This window comes from Campylobacter coli LMG 9860 (assembly GCF_000254135.1).
Classification (GTDB): domain Bacteria; phylum Campylobacterota; class Campylobacteria; order Campylobacterales; family Campylobacteraceae; genus Campylobacter_D; species Campylobacter_D coli.
Genome location: NZ_AINS01000176.1, coordinates 1 through 924 on the forward strand (window position 1 = coordinate 1; position 924 = coordinate 924).

Annotated in this window: 2 protein-coding genes and 1 pseudogene; all 3 read left to right on the plus strand. The window is 30.4% G+C overall.

The features are described 5' to 3' along the window. Positions 1-69: 69 nt before the first annotated feature. Positions 70-453 (plus strand): DUF1374 domain-containing protein, encoded by a 384-nt coding sequence (locus CCO88_RS10010; protein WP_002841104.1) that lies wholly within the window; start codon positions 70-72, stop codon positions 451-453. Then, entirely contained in the window at positions 407-604 is a 198-nt protein-coding gene (locus tag CCO88_RS10015; RefSeq protein WP_002841106.1) for a hypothetical protein, read from the plus strand. Before CCO88_RS10010 ends, CCO88_RS10015 begins: the two co-directional genes overlap by 47 nt. Then, a pseudogene (locus CCO88_RS10020) lies at positions 597-924 on the plus strand (hypothetical protein); the annotation flags it as partial. The gene CCO88_RS10015 and the pseudogene CCO88_RS10020, both read left to right, overlap by 8 nt.

Consider the following 924-nt stretch of genomic DNA (forward strand, 5'->3'; position numbering starts at 1 on the left):
GGGGTCAGACCTACGGCTAACCCTTAGGGGTATTATATAAAAACCTTACTTAAACTTCTAAAACAAAATATGATAAATCTTTTATTTGGAAATGCAAAGCTTTATATCGCTTTAGTATTAATGGCAATCTTAGCAGGATATTTTTATCTAAGACTTGATAGCACAAAGGCCAAATTAGAAAAAAGCCAAAGTGATTTAGCTTTGGCTTTGGAGATTAACAGAAACAATGAAGCAAAGCTAAAAGAACTCACGCAAATTCACAAAGCGGAGCTAAAAGCAATCAATGAAGCAAACAATCAAAAAAATCAAGTACAAGAAAGGGTGCAATATGTTAAAGAATACATTTATAAAAGCAATGAAAATAATATCACTAAGCTTTTTAACGATGTCGTTGATAGGTTGTGGGATGCAAACTCAACAAGTAGTAACCAAAATAGAAATTCAAAAAGTTAGAATTCCGCAAGAGTTATTAACATTAAGTCCCCTTGAAAAGCCAAAGGCAAAAAATGAACTAGATATTTTAAATGCTTATTCTATGCTTTTTTACAAATACAAGAAATGTGAAATTCAGATAAGCAAAATAAAGGAGCTAAATAATGAGTAATACAAATGTTGATTACAATAAAAGACTTGAAGTTTTTAAAGAAATTTATCCGCAAATTTTAGAAATGAGCTTAGCAGAAAAATCCCCATTTGGAGAATTTAAAAAACTTTTAGAACAATTTGGAAATGATAATATAATTAGAAACGATACACAATTCCAGAGCTTAGCACAAGCTCTAGTAAGTGTTGGACAAACCATAGTAGCACAAAGTCAAAACACTGCCTTGCAAATGATTTTAGGTGGAGATGAAAATATAGTAAATCAAGCCAATATAAATCTAACAAATGCACAAATAGAAACAGAAAAGGCAAATGCAAATT